At 67.0% G+C, this 14617-nt stretch carries 14 protein-coding genes and 3 pseudogenes; 10 read left to right on the top strand and 7 right to left on the bottom strand.

Features of this window, described 5'->3' with window-relative positions; translation table 11 throughout:
- Positions 1 to 782 precede the first annotated feature (782 nt).
- Both G554_RS0108775 and G554_RS0108770 read left to right on the top strand, forming a co-directional pair.
- On the top strand, positions 783 to 1202 hold the full coding sequence (locus tag G554_RS0108775) for a YflT domain-containing protein (RefSeq protein WP_230297855.1): 420 nt from the start codon (positions 783 to 785) through the stop codon (positions 1200 to 1202).
- A gap of 395 nt (positions 1203 to 1597) precedes the next feature.
- The gene (locus tag G554_RS0108770; RefSeq protein ID WP_027587609.1) at positions 1598 to 2755 is read left to right on the top strand and encodes an IS30-like element ISPfr16 family transposase; all 1158 of its coding nucleotides are present in this window, start codon (positions 1598 to 1600) and stop codon (positions 2753 to 2755) included.
- 6 nt (positions 2756 to 2761) lie between these two features.
- Here the strand turns inward: G554_RS0108770 and G554_RS0108765 are convergent.
- Positions 2762 to 2974: pseudogene (locus G554_RS0108765) on the bottom strand (transposase); the annotation flags it as partial.
- A gap of 521 nt (positions 2975 to 3495) precedes the next feature.
- On the opposite strand from G554_RS0108765, the gene G554_RS18400 reads away from it, so the two are divergent.
- Positions 3496 to 3780 carry a hypothetical protein gene (locus tag G554_RS18400; RefSeq protein WP_013162091.1) on the top strand — a complete coding sequence of 95 codons (285 nt, stop codon included), beginning with the start codon at positions 3496 to 3498 and terminating at the stop codon, positions 3778 to 3780.
- Between the two features lie 367 nt (positions 3781 to 4147).
- Here G554_RS18400 and G554_RS18395 read toward each other — a convergent pair whose 3' ends face one another.
- The 4 genes and pseudogenes from G554_RS18395 to G554_RS15575 all read right to left on the bottom strand — a co-directional run bounded on the left by G554_RS18395 (position 4148) and on the right by G554_RS15575 (position 7005).
- A complete protein-coding gene (locus tag G554_RS18395) occupies positions 4148 to 4744 on the bottom strand; it encodes a tyrosine-type recombinase/integrase (RefSeq protein ID WP_245570010.1) in 597 nt (198 codons plus the stop codon).
- A gap of 125 nt (positions 4745 to 4869) precedes the next feature.
- A pseudogene (locus tag G554_RS18390) lies at positions 4870 to 5139 on the bottom strand (site-specific integrase); the annotation flags it as partial.
- A complete protein-coding gene (locus tag G554_RS0108740) occupies positions 5132 to 6058 on the bottom strand; it encodes a tyrosine-type recombinase/integrase (RefSeq protein WP_161626482.1) in 927 nt (308 codons plus the stop codon). The pseudogene G554_RS18390 and the gene G554_RS0108740, both read right to left, overlap by 8 nt.
- A gap of 5 nt (positions 6059 to 6063) precedes the next feature.
- The gene (locus tag G554_RS15575) at positions 6064 to 7005 is read right to left on the bottom strand and encodes a tyrosine-type recombinase/integrase (RefSeq protein WP_051232798.1); all 942 of its coding nucleotides are present in this window, start codon (positions 7003 to 7005) and stop codon (positions 6064 to 6066) included.
- A 583-nt stretch (positions 7006 to 7588) separates the two neighbouring features.
- Here G554_RS15575 and G554_RS0108730 point away from each other — a divergent pair.
- From G554_RS0108730 to glgX, 3 genes are all read left to right on the top strand, one after another.
- Positions 7589 to 7891 (top strand): DUF4193 domain-containing protein, encoded by a 303-nt coding sequence (locus G554_RS0108730; RefSeq protein ID WP_027587605.1) that lies wholly within the window; start codon positions 7589 to 7591, stop codon positions 7889 to 7891.
- Between the two features lie 3 nt (positions 7892 to 7894).
- The gene (locus tag G554_RS18120) at positions 7895 to 8158 is read left to right on the top strand and encodes a hypothetical protein (RefSeq protein WP_027587604.1); all 264 of its coding nucleotides are present in this window, start codon (positions 7895 to 7897) and stop codon (positions 8156 to 8158) included.
- Positions 8159 to 8635: 477 nt separating this feature from the next.
- The gene (gene glgX / locus G554_RS0108715) at positions 8636 to 10768 is read left to right on the top strand and encodes a glycogen debranching protein GlgX (RefSeq protein WP_027587602.1); all 2133 of its coding nucleotides are present in this window, start codon (positions 8636 to 8638) and stop codon (positions 10766 to 10768) included.
- 143 nt (positions 10769 to 10911) lie between these two features.
- On the opposite strand, the gene G554_RS0108710 is transcribed toward glgX, so the two are convergent.
- Both G554_RS0108710 and G554_RS15570 read right to left on the bottom strand, forming a co-directional pair.
- Positions 10912 to 11370, bottom strand: a complete 459-nt coding sequence (locus tag G554_RS0108710) for an Hsp20/alpha crystallin family protein (protein WP_027587601.1) — start codon at positions 11368 to 11370, stop codon at positions 10912 to 10914.
- A gap of 271 nt (positions 11371 to 11641) precedes the next feature.
- Positions 11642 to 12115 carry an Hsp20/alpha crystallin family protein gene (locus G554_RS15570; protein WP_036925238.1) on the bottom strand — a complete coding sequence of 158 codons (474 nt, stop codon included), beginning with the start codon at positions 12113 to 12115 and terminating at the stop codon, positions 11642 to 11644.
- A gap of 368 nt (positions 12116 to 12483) precedes the next feature.
- Here G554_RS15570 and G554_RS0108700 point away from each other — a divergent pair, with 368 nt between their 5' ends.
- From G554_RS0108700 to G554_RS0108685, 4 genes and pseudogenes are all read left to right on the top strand, one after another.
- Positions 12484 to 12816 (top strand): hypothetical protein, encoded by a 333-nt coding sequence (locus G554_RS0108700; RefSeq protein WP_013162109.1) that lies wholly within the window; start codon positions 12484 to 12486, stop codon positions 12814 to 12816.
- Positions 12813 to 13592 (top strand): nucleotidyl transferase AbiEii/AbiGii toxin family protein, encoded by a 780-nt coding sequence (locus tag G554_RS0108695; protein WP_013162108.1) that lies wholly within the window; start codon positions 12813 to 12815, stop codon positions 13590 to 13592. The genes G554_RS0108700 and G554_RS0108695 overlap by 4 nt, the downstream gene beginning before the upstream one ends.
- Complete coding sequence (locus tag G554_RS0108690; protein ID WP_027587600.1) at positions 13589 to 14170, top strand: recombinase family protein; 582 nt, start codon at positions 13589 to 13591, stop codon at positions 14168 to 14170. Before G554_RS0108695 ends, G554_RS0108690 begins: the two co-directional genes overlap by 4 nt.
- Before the next feature lie 205 nt (positions 14171 to 14375).
- Positions 14376 to 14617: pseudogene (locus G554_RS0108685) on the top strand (ISL3 family transposase); the annotation flags it as partial.

The raw sequence follows: 14617 nt of genomic DNA, 5'->3' as shown, positions 1-14617 counted from the left end.
CTTCTCGATGATGCTGCAGTGACGGATCGGTTGAAGTGCTTCGGCGGTGTGGGAGCAGTGATCAGCGTGGGGCCGGTCGATTCCGTTCGGACAGGTGATGCATCGACTGCCCAGCGGCAGGTGCGGTACTGATGCGGGGGTACCCGGTGCAGGGGTGTCAAGGCCCAGCTCCGAAGACGGCAAGCCGGGCACGTGAAAGGCGAATTATAGCCCGCCGCAACCCGAGCGGGAAGGCATGTGTGGCACGAGGCGCCGAAGACGGGCCGGGCGTTTACTGCAGAGATAAATATGCTTATCCTGGTAAGGTCCGCGACATTTTGTAAGGCCCTGAGAGCGGGCCCGTCGCTGGTCCACCACGGACCGACGGGCTCGGGGACGGGGCTGAGGACCCGGAGAGGAGCCACGGCCGTGGCCGAGCTGATGCGCAAGGACCTTGATGCGTTCGGGTCTTTCTACCGCCACCTGCACCGACGGGGTGCTGGTGATTTCGGGCTCCGATGCCGAGTCGGAGCCAGTGGCAGAAGTCCACGAAGATCGCAGGCACCGCGGCTGAACGGCCGATACCGAGGGGGAGGAAGGGAGGCCAGGGCTGCTGATGTGCCCGGACTGTTCCGCAATTTCTCTTCCTAACTTTCCGTCCACTCCCGACCCAGGTGCCCGGCAACCCCGGGTGCAGGCCACCGTCCGGGTCGGATCGTCACCACGAACAGGAAACGATAAGCATGTCCCATCCCTCCCCTCTTCCACCCACTGCTTCGGCTCATTACCAGGTCCTGCGCACAGTGCCCTCCTATGACGAGGCTCAGCGCCTTGTCGACCGACTCTCCGACGCCGGGTTCCCGGTTGAGCACGTGCGCTTGGTCGGCACCGATCTGCGCCTGGTTGAGCAGGTCACCGGGCGGATGACCTACGGCAAGGCCGCCCTGTACGGGGCCGCCTCCGGAGCCTGGCTGGGATTGCTCATTGGCTTGCTGTTGGGTCTTTTCACGGTCGTGGGGTGGCTGTCGGTAATCCTGTGGGCGGTACTCCTGGGCGCGGTGTGGGGGCTGATCTTCGGGTTGCTGGGCCACGCGGCCACCGGCGGGCGCCGGGACTTCAGTAGCGTCCAGGGCCTGGAGGCGTCCTCCTACGAGATTCTTGTGGAGGCCGAGTACTTCGAGGCGGCCACGGCCAAGCTCGACGCCAGCCGTCCCACGACTTGACCGCCAAAGGCCCGGGCCCGGACCGGGTGCTGGCCCACGCCCGAGTAAGTGCTGAGGGCCGTGGCCCTCTGCGCTCCCCCGACACTCACCGCTGGAACGGATTCAGGAGCGGATCTCGCCGGGAAACAGGGACGTCGGCGTGCCTGTCACCACCAACCGGGAGCCTGCTCGGCTCTGCCGAGCGTGATCCCCGCAGTTGCCTGCAGTGGACCCCGACAGCTTCGTCCCCAAGACCCTCTGTCAGGGGCATCCCAGGTAATCACCCGCGGGACCGTCCGAGGCATTCTCCGGCCACAGCGATGGCCTCGACCGGATCGGAGCAGCCCGGCGGATTCAAGCGGTCAGTGCAACGAGTCCTGTGAGATGAGGCAGTCACTGATCACAGGAGGATCCGGATGCAGGGCAGGCACGGTCATCTCAGCCGGGAGCAGAAGCAGCTCGCGCTCAGGCTGCACGGGAAGGGCTGGCGGCTGGTCGACATCGCGAAGGAGATCGGCTGCAGCGCGCCGATGGTCGGCATCATGGCCCGCACCGGCAGGCACCTTGACGCCAGGCCGTTCGGGTGGGAGCCACGTCAGGGCTGTCTGACGATCGACGAGCGCGAGCAGATCCTGCTGGGCATCAATCGCGGCGATACCTTCACCGCGATCGCCGAGCAGCTGGGGCGTGCGGTGTCGACCGTCAGCCGTGAGGTGAAGCGCGGTGGGGGTCGCTGCGGCTACTCGGCGTGGCGTGGTCATGAACGTGCCCGCGAGCAGGCGCGCCGACCGAAGCCGTTCAAGCTTGCGTCGGGCCGGCTGCTCGAGGAGGTTGCCAGCCGGCTGGAGCAACTGTGGTCACCTGAGGAGATCGCGGCGCGCCTACGGTTGGATCACGCCGACGACCCGGAGATGCGCGTGAGCCACGAGACGATCTACCAGTCGCTGTTCGTGCAGGGCCGAGGCGAACTGCGCCGTGAGCTGGCGCGGTGCCTGCGGTCCGGAAGATCGGCCCGCAAGCCCCGCCGAACCACGGACGGTCGCGGCCGCATCCCCGGCATGGTCATGCTCAGCGAGCGCCCCGCAGAAGCCGACGACCGCGCCGTGCCAGGCCACTGGGAAGGTGATCTCATCCTCGGCGAGGGCAGCCGCAGCGCCATCGGCACGCTCGTTGAGCGCTCGACGCGAATGACACTGCTGCTGCACCTGCCCGACGGCAAGAGCGCCGAGCAGGTCGAGGCCGCGATGCGCGCCGCAATCAGCAAGCTGCCGTCCTCGTTGATCCGAACGATCACCTGGGACCAAGGCGCGGAGATGTCCAAGCACGCCGCGTTCTCCATCGCCACAGGAATCCCGATCTACTTCTGCGATCCCCACTCGCCCTGGCAGCGGGGGAGCAACGAGAACACCAACGGCCTGCTGCGCCAGTACCTACCCAAAGGCACCGACCTGAGCGTCGTCAGCCGCGAGGAGTTGGACGCGATCCAGGACAGCCTCAACGGACGCCCCCGCAAGACGCTGGGCTATCTGACACCATCAGAGAAGCTCGCAGAGTTCCTTGCGCCCATCGCTTGAATCCGCCATCGAGTTCGCCCTGCGCAGCTCACGCACTTCCTTCTCCAGCTCGACCAGGCGCTGGGACTCGCTGGTCGTGGTCCCGGGACGGTGCCCCTCGTCAACCTCGGCCTGCACGACCCAGTTCCTCAGAGTCTCAGGATTGATCCCGAGCTGCTCGCCCACACGGCGAAACGTGCCCGACCTCGTCGATGGATCGCGCCGTGACTGAACTGCCATCCTCGTGGCTCTCTCCCGAAGCTCGTCGGGGTACTTCCTCGGTGCTGCCATGCTCCTCATCCTCCCGTGGATTCAGAGCCTCCACCAGACCCGGGGCGATTCACCAGGCCGACACCGAGCTGCGGGGCGATGGCACGTATCGACTCTGCGCGCGGGCCTCCCTCGCGCGCCTGGCGCTCGTAGACCATCCGCACGGCGCGGTCACGCAGCTCGGGACTGAACTTCTTGGGCATACTCCGATTCTCCTTGCTGAGACTCGGAACAGAACCCAGGACGCCTCACCCGCACCCCAAGACACGAATCGCGCCACCGTTAGTAAACGATGACGCGACTCATGACATACGGGGTGCCTGAGTAGTACGTTCGGCAACTCCGCCCCCAAGACAAAAACCCTGGTCAACCGCCTAGACCGTGGGGTCTACGAGGTCTCTCGACGTCCCCAGGATACCGCTCCGAAGGATGATCGTGGCCCTGTTGCGAGCACTGTCGAGACGGCTCAAACTTTTCTGACCGACTCCGAGGTGGACGCCCTCGTCGGCGACTACCTGGCCGGGATGAGCGTCAAGGCGCTCGCTGAGAGGTACGGCATTCACCGCGCCACCGTGTTCTCCCATCTGCGTCGCCGCAAGGTGCCGAGCCGCCGACCAAGGCTGGGGATCGACGAGAAGGCGGAGGCCGTGCGGCTCACCCGAGCGGGCGTCTCGATGCGGGCCATCGGTCGCCGGATGGGCGTGGACCGTAAGGCCGTGCGGGCTGCACTGGTCGAGGCTGGACTCATCGTGGACGAGGCGAGCGATGACTCGTAGCTGCGGTTCCGATTTGCTGATCCGTCGGTAGCTCTCGGCGCACCTCGTCGGTAACGAGCGCCGAGAGGAACCGATGATGACCAGCTTGAGTGAGGTCGCGAATGACGAGCGCACCGCGAGGATGGTGCTGTCCATGCTCATCGAACCCAATGACCCGGTGACAGGACGCATCTTGTCCAGGCTCGGAGCAGTCGAGACGCTTTGGCGGCTCATCGCGAATGAGAGTGTAGGAGCGGTCTGAATCCGCCGGCTTCGAGGAGCGATCTGGCGATGGTATGTCGACCTCGGGGTTATGTTGACCGGCTCGGTGAGCGCCCAGGCGTGGCAGGGGTGAATGGTTGAGCCGGTCAACATAACCATCGCGGTGTCACCGGTTCTTGAGGAACGCGATGAGAGCGTCGGATGCCTTGTATCGGGCTGGTGGCCGCTCGTCGAGCGCGGGAACGCGTTCGAGGGTTCGCTGCTTGAGTTCCAGGTCGGCATGCAAGTAGATCTGCGTGGTCTGGATGCTCGCGTGCCCGAGCCAGAGCCCGATGCTGGCGGTGTCGATGCCGGCGTGCAGGAGGCTCATCGCGCAGGTGTGCCGCAGCGTGTGCGGCGTGACGTTCTTCCCTGTCAATGAAGGACACCTCTCGGCCGCGGTCGCGGCGTGCCGGGTAACGAGCTTCCCAACGGCAGCCCTGGTCAGGGGTGTCCCGCTGTTGGTCGGGAACAGCGGCCCCTCTCGCGCTGGTGGGAGCTCGGCGAGCCAGGCCGTGAGGAGCCTGACGGTGTTCTTCTGCAACGGGATCACGCGTTGCTTGCGGCCCTTCCCGACGCATTCGAGTTGGCTGTGTGGTCCGAGCTGAAGGTCACCGACGCGCAGGTTGATGAGTTCGCTGACGCGGAGTCCGGTTTGGATGCCCAGGTGCAGCAGGAGCCGGTCGCGGCGACCGAGCCAGGTCCGGGTGTCCGGGGCAGCGATGAGCGCCTCTGCTTCGGGGCGGTGAGGAACGACACGAGCGTGGTCTTGGTGCGTTTCGCGGGGATCGCGAGGACCTGGCTGATCGTGGCGATCGCGTCAGGTGCCCGGTAGCTGGCGTAGGTGAAGAACGACCGCAGCGCCGCCCGGCGGGCGTTGCGGGTCGCGACGGAGTTCCCGCGCTCGGTTTCCAGGTGCTGGAGGAACCCGCCGATCAGGTCTGCGTCGAGATCGGCCAGCGTCAACGCCGATGGCGCGATCCCGGTGGCCCGCTCAGCGTAGGTCAGTAGGAGCCGGAACGTGTCGGCGTAGGCGGCTTTCGTGTGCGGGCTGGCATCCAGATGCCGGTCGAGCTTGTCGGTGAAGAACCGTTGCAGCAACGGCGCGAGGTCACTCATCACCGCCCCCTCTCGCTTGGATGCGCTCCGCGAGAGCAGCCGCCAGTTCGGGAGTGTTCGACAGATACCAGTAGGTCGCCTCCGGGCCGACGTGTCCGAGGAACGCCGACAGCACCGGCATCATCGCGTCGACATCGCCGCCGGTTCGGATGTGCCCGATCAGGGTGTTCGTCGCGAACGAGTGCCGGAAGTCGTGCAGCCGGGCGGCCGGCTCGGTCGGCCCGCCGGCCAAGCCAGCGGCCTCGCGGATCTCTCGGAACGTGTTCCCCGCGGTTGAGCGGGCGATCCGGGTGCCTCGGCGGGCGACAAACACCGCGGTCGTCTTCGGGACCGGGAACGTCCGATCCCGTAGCCGCCGATACCTGCGGATCGCGGTCATCGTCGTCGGGCGGAGTGGGACGAGGCGGGGCTTGCCGAACTTCGTGTCCGTGACCCGCACCCAACCGCTGCCATCACCGGCATCGTCGTCGATGGTGATGTCGTCGTCGTTGAGGTTCCTCGCTTCGCTGATCCGCATCCCCGTCACCGTCAGCAGTCCGAGTAGCGTTTGCCAGGAAGCCGCCCGGACTCGTGGGGTCAGCCTGCCTGCCGCGACCAGCAGCGTGTCGATCTGCTGGTCGGTGAAGATCCGCGGGCGAGGACGATGAGCGCCGTAGGGTCGTCCGTCCAGGACGGGGACCTCGGTCGCGGGGTCGAACCAGGCGACATGCTCGGCGAACTGGCGGACATAGTTCAGTCGCTCCAGCACCGTGCCGCGGGAGAACTGTGCTGCCCACGCGGTCGCCAGATCCCGGCGGATCGTGGGCTCACCGGCGTCTTCCATCCAGCCGACGAACGCATCCAGAGTCTTGCCTGGCGCGACGAGCTTGAACCCGAGTGCCCGCCGGGTCGCCAGGTAACCGTCCATCAGATCGCGCAACCCGCTCATCGTGGACACCTGCCCAATGACGCGGCCGCCGGCCATTCGGGTGCGAGAGCGGTGAGCCGGTTCTTGTCGACCTTGGCGTAGAGCGCGGTCGTGCGTAGATGCGCGTGGCGTAGCAGCCCCTGGACCTCCTGCAACGTCGCCCCAGTGGCGAGCATCCCGGTCGCGAACGTGTGCCGCAGCCGGTGTGGGCCGAACTTCTCCACCCCGGCCTTGATGCAGATTTGCCGGATCGTCCCGCAGACACCGTTGGCGCTCAGTGGCTGGACCGGATCGATGACCGTCCAGAACACCTCCTCGCCCTGGACCCTGCCGCCGCGGCCGTGGAGCACGTAATCCTCCAAGGCGTGGCCGACCTCGTCGGGCAGTGGGAGCTCATCGACACGGTCGCCCTTGCCCCGGATGCGTAGGCTTCCGGTGCGCCAGCCGATGTCGTCGAGCCGAAGGCCGGCGATCTCACAAGCGCGCAGCCCGAGCCCGGTAAGAAGCAGCAGGATCGCCCGGTCACGCAGCCCTTTCGGTGAACGCAGATCGAGAGTGTCGAACAGTGCCTCGATCGTACCCGCCGGCACCGGGTCCGGAATCGATGAGAGTCGCCACGCCGCCGCGTGCGGCACCACCCCGGACAGGTCCTGTCCCATCCGACCGGAGCGGTGAGCGTACTGCAGAAACGAGCGCAGCATCACCAGCTGCTTGCCCAACGTCGATGCCTTCGGCCCACGCGCTGCTTCCAGGTCCACCCACTCGATCAGCATCGCCGCGGTCAGCTTCCGCAGCGACTCCTCGACCGGCGCGGGCAGCCACTCCACGAATGCTGCGACGCGAGCCGTGTACGCGGCAGCCGTGCACTCCTGCGCTGATCGCTCTTGGAGCAGCCACCTCTCGAACTCATCCAGCACATCCCGCACGTCGGCGCGGCGCTGATCACGATGAACCACCATCTCGGTCCTCCTCGACCTGAAGCCGAGCGATCCCAGCGACCGCCCCGGTCAGATCAAGCGAACCCCGACTCCAGAGCCAATGGTTATGTTGACCGGCTCAACCATTCACCCCTGCCCCGCCTGGGCGCTCACCGAGCCGGTCAACATAACCCCGAGGTCGACATACCATCGCCAGATCACTGCTCGAGACCGGAGGCTTCAGACCCCGACTACACCCTCAATTATGAAGAGCCGGTCAAGGCCGAGGGACGCTGCCCGCCCCTGCCGCACCACCCGTTCCGCACAGCGAGGAAGACCTTACCGATGTCGATCCGACTGGCGTCGGAGGGGACCTCCAGGTGACCAGCGTCCCGTCGGCAGTGCGTGGGTCTACAACCACCGACTTAAACCGCTATGGCCGCCGGTGATTGACTTCGTGCGCCGATCAGCTGCTGGGCGTCCGGAAGTCCTTGCTATCTATTGCGGCGGTCTCGGATGTCGTCGCGCTATGCGTTGATACCGCACTTGATTCCACTCGATGGGACAATCGGTTTGGGATGCATAGAGGGGTTGTAGAAAGGGCATTCAGAAGGGGCGGTAGGGGATGGCCAGAGACTATGACGCGCCGCGCGAGACGGATGAGGACCTGACCGAGACGCCGGTGGCGGAGATGCCGGGGCGTGAGCCGAGCGTGGCCACGATCGATGATGACGAGGACCTGCTCCTCGCGGAGACATTTGAGCTTCCTGGGGCCGATCTGTCCGGTGAGGAACTCACCGTCCAAGTCGTCCCGAAACAGAAGGACGAGTTCACCTGCACCCGGTGCTTCCTGGTTCACCACCACAGCCAGCTGGTCAGCACCGTGGGCAGCGAGCCGCCGGTGTGCGCCGAGTGCGCGACGGAGTGAGCGGTGCCGGACCTGGGCGGGCTGGTCGTGGTGCTCATCTTGGCCGTCTGCCTCGTCAGCATGCTGCTCCTGGCCCCGCTCGTTGAGGCGTGGCTCTGGCGGGCGATCGGCCACGAGAACCACACCGGTGACAACTGGCCTGCCGCCGAGGATGAGTCGCCAAGCCTTGCAGGTCGGGCGCGGCCTTCGCCTTCGGTGAGCCCGGCGTCCGTGGAAGCGGCGTCGCTTTCTCACCGCCGCAGCACGGGCGGGGCGCCGGTGTCGTGACGGGACGACGGCTGAACGGCAGAGAGCTCGGCCTGCCCGGTCTGGCGGTAGCGCTCAGTGAGGCCACTGACTGGCGCGGCGAGGCACTCGAGCAGCTCGGCTTGGTGCGGTGGGAACCAGGGATGGGCGCGGTGCCGGTGCTGGAGGGCATCACCGCGGACCTGACGGCTCGCCGGTGGGTCCTCATCGAACGGTCCGGGCCCCGCGAGGAGCCCACGCTGCTCGTCTCTGGCTTGTTCACCGGCCCGCACCCGATCGTATGGGAGCGTCTGGTCCACCACGGCGGCGGACTCCTCCTCGCCGTCCACGACTCCGCACCGGAGGGTCAGATGCCCTCATTGTGGGTCGGTGTGGTGCGCGCCCACGTGGGTCGCGCAACCGACATGACGCCACCGGGCCCGCCGGTATATAGTGGTGCCCCGGGCTTCGGCGGCACCCCGTCTGCCACCAGGGCAGGAAGAATGACAGGAGGTGTTCGTGGAAGTCTGGCCGGGCACGCCGTACCCGTTGGGGGCGACCTATGACGGCACGGGGACGAACTTCGCCCTGTTCTCCGAACTCGCCGAGCGGGTGGAGCTGTGCCTGTTCGATGACGCCGGTGCCGAGACGCGGGTGGAGCTGGCCGAGGTCGACGGGGTCATCTGGCATGCCTTCCTGCCGAGCGTGGGCCCGGGGCAGCGCTACGGCTACCGGGTCCACGGCCCATACGACCCGGCCCGCGGTCAGCGGTCCAACTCCGCGAAGCTGCTGCTGGACCCCTACGCCAAAGCGGTCGAGGGGCCGGTGGACTGGGACGAGTCACTGTTCGGCTACCGCTTCGGCCGGCCGTGGGAGCGCAGCGACGCCGACTCTGCGGCCCACCAGACCCGGTGTGTGGTGGTCAACCCGTACTTCGACTGGCGCGGTGATCGTCCGCTGCGCATCCCGTATCACGAGTCGGTCGTCTACGAGACCCACGTGCGTGGCCTAACGATCGGCCATCCGGAGCTGCCACCGGAGCTGCGCGGCACCTACGCCGGCCTGGCCCACCCGGCCGTGGTGGAGCACCTGCAACGCCTGGGTGTCACCGCGGTGGAGCTGATGCCCGTGCACGAGTTCGTCAACGACCACCACCTCGTCCAACGTGGGCTGTCGAACTACTGGGGATACAACACCATCGGGTTCTTCGCCCCGCACCACCGCTACGCCGCCCAGGGCACACGCGGGCAGCAGGTGGCCGAGTTCAAGGCGATGGTCCGTACCCTGCACGAGGCGGGCATCGAGGTCATCCTTGACGTGGTCTACAACCACACCGCCGAGGGCAACCACCTGGGCCCGACCCTGTCCTTCCGCGGCATCGACAACCCGGCCTACTACCGCCTCGCCGCCGACCCGTTTTACTACGTGGACTACACGGGCACCGGCAACACCCTCAACGTGCGTCATCCGCACGCGCTGCAGCTGATCATGGACTCGCTGCGCTACTGGGCGATTGAGATGCACGTCGACGGGTTCCGCTTTGATCTGGCCGCCGCCTTGGCCCGGGAGTTCCACGACGTCGACCGCCTCGCCGCGTTCTTCGACCTGGTCCAGCAAGACCCCGTGGTTTCCCAGCGCAAGCTCATCGCCGAACCGTGGGACATCGGCGCCGGCGGTTACCAGGTCGGTAACTTCCCGCCCCTGTGGACCGAGTGGAACGGCCGCTACCGCGACACCGTCCGCGACTTCTGGCGCGGCACTCCCGGGACCATCGGGGAGTTCGCCTCCCGGCTCACCGGCTCCTCCGACCTGTATGAGTCCAGCGGCCGGCGCCCGTACGCCTCGATCAACTTCATCACCGCCCACGACGGCTTCACCCTCCAGGACCTGGTCTCCTACAACACCAAGCACAACGAGGCCAACGGGGAGAACAACGCCGACGGGACCAATGACAACCGCTCGTGGAACTGCGGGGTCGAAGGCCCCACCGATGACGCGGCCGTCCTGGCGTTGCGCGAGCGGCAGAAGCGCAACCTGCTCGCCACGCTGTTGCTGTCCCAAGGGGTGCCGATGCTATTGGCCGGTGACGAGCTGGGCCGTACCCAGGACGGCAACAACAACGCCTACTGCCAGGACAACGAGCTGTCCTGGGTCGACTGGGGTCGCGCCGCGCAGTTCAGCGAGCTGACCGAGTTCACCGGCCGGCTCATTCGCCTGCGCCGCGAGCACCCGGTGTTTCGCCGGCGCCGGTTCTTTGAAGGCCGCCCCGTGCGCGGCACCAACCTTGAAGACATCGCCTGGCTCACGCCTGCCGGTGAGCTGATGAGCGACCATGAGTGGACCGCCGGGCACGCCCGCGCTCTGACCGTCTTCCTCAACGGCGAGGGCATCCCCGAACCAGACCGCCGCGGTCGGCCCGTGCGCGACGATTCCTTTCTCCTCATGGTCAACCCCACACCCGCGCCGTTGTCGTTCACCGTGCCCGGGATCGAGTACGGCACCACCTGGACGGACTACCTCGACACCGCCGACCACACGACCGGCATCACCGTCGCAGCCGGGGCCATCCCGGCTTCAGCGCCGCGATACGGACCCCGCGACGTCATCACGCTCGAACCCCACTCCCTCCGACTGCTCATCTGCACCCACTGACCCGCTGCGCGGTACTGCACCTGCGGTCACTCCGGCGCCGGGTCGGTCCGCAAGGTGGTGTGAGGTCACGCAGAGCAGAAGGAGGCCCCGGACATGGGACCTCCCTCTGATTTCTCGCGTGGGGACGCGGCGTGGAGCTGCGTTCAGCCCTTCGTGATTTGGATGCGGCGTGGCTGGGTGGCCTCGGTCTTGGCCACCTCCACCCGCAGGACACCGTCGCGTAGCGTGGCGTTGACCTGGTCTGGGTCGACGTCGGCCGGCAGCGTCACGCGGTACTCGAACTGCCCGACTTGGCGTGTGCTCCGGCGTAGGATGCCGGTCCGCTCCCGTTCTTTGACCTCGCCGTGGATGCTCAGCTCGTTGCCGCGCAGCTCGAGGTCAACGTCGTCCTCCTTCACACCGGGCAGGTCAGCCTCCAGAACGTAGGAGCCCTCTGTCTCCTCCAGCTCTACCGGCGGGGCCCAGAGCGAGGCGACCCGGTTGGGGAAGTCGCCCAGCGCGGACTGGACGAGCTGGTTCATCCGGGTGGTGAGGTCGTGCAGTTCGCTGAAAGGATCCCGATGGGTGATCTCCGTGTTGCCGCCACGAACAGGCAGTGCCATCACCATCACCTTCCTCTCGTCTCAAGATCACATATCAAGATCACATATCAAGATCACATAGTTGAGCGAACCACGCTCAGGTTTTATTCCCGCACCTGGACCCTCTGTGGCTTCTTTTCTGATGGGGGCTACCCCAGGCGGGAGCGCCTGCAGCGAGGTGAGCCGTTGAGTCGCGCAGGGAGCCGGGCGTCCCAGTGGCAGCCGACCAGGAGACGGGAGGTGTCCCGCCGCAGACGCCGGCGTCCCGCTCGCGCCGGCGTCCGCGATCCCTCTACTGCCTCTGCCCCGATCCCTCGCCGGTGGCTTGCTGCTCGCCGGAGGAGGACCCCTGTTCGATCGCTGCCGTGCGGTCGGAGGCCGTGACCTGGATCTTGCGCGGCTTGGACTCCTCAGCCACCGGAATCGTCAACGTCAGCACCCCGTCGGCATAGCCGGCCTCGATGCGGTCCGTCGCCAACCCCCGACCCAAGGTGAGTTGACGGGCGAAAATCCCCGCAGGCCGCTCCCGCACCAGCCACTGCGCCTCCGCTTCCTTCGGGCGCCGCTCGGCGCGCACCGTCAACGTGCGGTCATCGACATCGATATCGATCGAGTCCGGGTCCACGCCCGGCAGGTCGATCTTGGCGACAAAGGCATCATCACCCGAGCGGTACAGATCCATCGGAATCGCCGCTGCAGACGGGGCCTGACGCATGGCCGTGCCCAGCAAACGCTCAATCTCACGGAACGGATCCAGAGCAGTCATCTTCACCATCACCTCTCAGTGACCGGTGGCCCGGCCCTCCGGGCCTCGTCTTTCCCATGATACCACCACAGCCCACACGACGCGACGGCAACAGATTCCAGCCCGCGTCGGTGGCCATGGCGGCCTCCAGGACCTCCAGGGACATCCCTGGAGGCGTCCCATCGACCTGCACCCGAGCGCTCGCGCGGCATACCTGAGCACAGAGTGCAGACGACTTCGAACTTCCGTGCAGCCGACTTCGGAAACTGACATGACCCGCGTAAGTTGGCGGTCGAAGGGTGGTCAAAACCCCCACCGAAACCGAAACGGGTGATAGACCGTTTTCGACCTGGCCGGGTAAACTGGGATGAGATGGAAGGAGGCGGGCCATGGCTGAGGTGACAGCGGCTCGTGTGCGGTTCCGCGATGTCAAGCCCTATGACGCGCCCGCTTCGCTCGACGAGCTGCGCGGACCCTATGACGGGCCCATCGACCTGCCACACTCTGTGCGTTGGCAGGCCGATCGGTTCGACGTGGACGTGTCGAACCTGGGTTGGCGTCGCATGGCTTACCAAGCGTTGCTCGCCGAGGGGACTGCCGATCAGCAGCGCCGCTTGATGAACCGAGATCGGCTCATCGAGGCGTGGCCGATTCTGAACATGGATCCGCGCGTGCGCGGCCTGTGGGAGAAGAGGTTCCCCCGGCTTCGGGTCGTCGTGTGAGCAGAGATCAGGAGGAGCAGCGGCGCATCACGCGCCTGGCCTTGGAGGCCGTCGGCGACGATGCCGGCTTCGCCCTGGCCGGCTCGGGCGCGATCCGTGAGCACGGGCTGATCGACCGGCCCACCGAGGACGTGGACCTGTTCACCGTCCAGCAGGCCCAGGCACGGTTCGGCACGTCGCTCGACCGGATCATTGCGGCGCTGCGTGCGGCCGGCTACACCGTGGAGAGCCGCCGGCGGCAGGACACGTTCGCCCAGCTCACCATCGTCAGCGCGCAAGGGCGCAGCACTGACATGGACCTGGGCGTGGACTGGCGGGCTCACCCGCCCGTGCGGCTGGAGGTCGGGCCCGTCTTGTCCATTGAGGACGCGGTGGGCAACAAGGTCGGGGCCCTGTTCTCGCGGGCCGAGACCCGCGACTACCTCGATGTGGACGCGATCCGGCGTTCCGGCCGGTACAGCGACGAGGAACTGCTGGACTTGGTCCGGGGAGTCGATGCTGGCTTCGACCTGGGATGGTTCGCCCAGAACCTTGACAACGTGGAGCGTATCCAGCCCGAAGAGGTGCGCGTCTACGGTCTGACGGCTGGTCAGCTCGACGATGTGAAGATGCGCACCAAGGCGTGGGCATCGAGCATTCACGCCCGCGTCCGGCGTGAGAACACCCGGGCTGGCCTGCACGAACGTATCGAGAGCGAGATGGAACGGCGTCGCGCGAAGCGCGATGACGATGACGACCCGCACCGAGGAGAGCCGAGAGGACGGGGGAGCCGATGACGATCGTCGGGTACGCACGCGTGTCCACGCGCGAACAGACTCCGGCCGCCCAGGAGGCGGAGCTGCGCGCGGCCGGGGCCGAGCGCGTGTTCGTGGACCACGGCGAGTCCAGCCGTGCGGCCGACCGGCCGCAGTGGTTGGCGTGCCGCGACTATCTGCGTCCGGGCGACACGCTGGTGTTCCGGGCGCTGGACCGGCTGGCCGGAAGCGAGGTCATGGCCATCGAGATCGTCCATGACCTGATCGGGCAGGGCGTGAGCATCAAGAGCTTGACGGAGCCGGCGCTGAGCATCGACACGTCGAGCCCGATGGGCCAGGCCATTGTGGGGATTATGGCCGTGTTCGCTCAGTTGCGCGTGGACACGATCCGGGAGAACACCCGGCGCGGCCTGGCCTATGCGCGGGCCCAGGGGAGGGTCGGCGGCCGCCCCACCGTCATGGGGTCGGAGCGAATCGACGCCGCCTTGCGCATGAAGGCGCAGGGCCAGAGCAACGCGCACATCGCCACCGTGCTCGGCGTGAGCACGTCATCGGTACGCCGAGCCCTTGCCCGAGCCCAGAGCACCCCTTCGTCCTGATAGTTGCCAGCAGGTGCGTGGAGGGTGGCAGTCAAGGGTGCCGCCGCAGGCGGCATCGCGCAGCGACGCGCAGCGCCCTTGAGGGGCTCTTCGCGATCCGGGGTGTAGCGGGGGGTTGAGTCTGGCTGGCGTGTCGGGGTGGGTGTGAGGGTCGGGGTCTTCCGATGATGGGAGTTCCTACGCTGCCCATCTGAAAGACCCCGACGTGTCCCACGCTACCTTTGCTGCCCCCGATCTGACCACGTTCGCCCGCCTGGATGACCTCGGCCTCGTGGTGGTGGGCCAGAGAGTCCTCCCGGATCGCTGCGAGGTGGCCTGCCGGGTGGTGGACGATGACCGGTGGTGTCGCGAGTGCGGGTGCGAAGGGATCCCCCGCGACACCGTGGTCCGTCGCCTCGCCCACGAGCCCTCGGGCTGGAGACCGGTGACACTGGTGGTGCGAGTGCG

It is taken from the genome of Acidipropionibacterium thoenii DSM 20276 (genome assembly GCF_000423445.1).
GTDB lineage: Bacteria > Actinomycetota > Actinomycetes > Propionibacteriales > Propionibacteriaceae > Acidipropionibacterium > Acidipropionibacterium thoenii.
Note: the sequence above shows the minus strand (reverse complement) of the source record. Positions and strands in the feature narration are given on the sequence as shown.